Here is a 538-nt window from a genome sequence, read left to right as displayed (position 1 = left end):
CCGCCGTGCAGGAGGGCTTCGACGCCGCGATGGCCGCCAGCGGCGGCAGGATCGTCGTACGGCAGCTGCTGACCGCGATGCGCCACCAGGCGCGCTCGATGGAGATCGCCGAGCTCGCGATCGCCTGGCGCGACCGGGGCGTGGCCGGCTTCGACATCGCCGGCGCCGAGGCAGGCTTCCCGCCCACCCGCCACCTCGACGCCTTCGAGTACCTCCAGCGCGAGAACGCGCACTTCACCATCCACGCCGGCGAGGCCTTCGGGCTGCCGTCGATCTGGGAGGCGATCCAGTGGTGCGGGGCGGACCGGCTCGGCCACGGCGTGCGGATCATCGACGACATCACGGTGGGCGAGGACGGCTCGGTCGAGCTCGGCCGGCTCGCGGCCTACGTCCGCGACCAGCGCATCCCGCTGGAGATGTGCCCGAGCTCGAACATCCAGACCGGGGCGGCGGAGTCCTTCGCCGAGCACCCGATCGGGTTGCTGACCAGGCTCCGCTTCCGCGTCACCGTCAACACCGACAACCGCCTGATGAGCGG

The 538-nt window shown here is 72.1% G+C and carries 1 protein-coding gene; it reads left to right on the top strand.

What is annotated here, in order from left to right:
* A partial coding sequence (locus tag FB586_RS18885; RefSeq protein WP_370741101.1) for an adenosine deaminase family protein occupies positions 1-538 on the top strand: 538 nt, incomplete at both ends.

Source organism: Cellulomonas telluris (assembly GCF_004886325.1).
Lineage (GTDB): Bacteria > Actinomycetota > Actinomycetes > Actinomycetales > Cellulomonadaceae > Cellulomonas > Cellulomonas telluris.
Note: the sequence above shows the minus strand (reverse complement) of the source record. Positions and strands in the feature narration are given on the sequence as shown.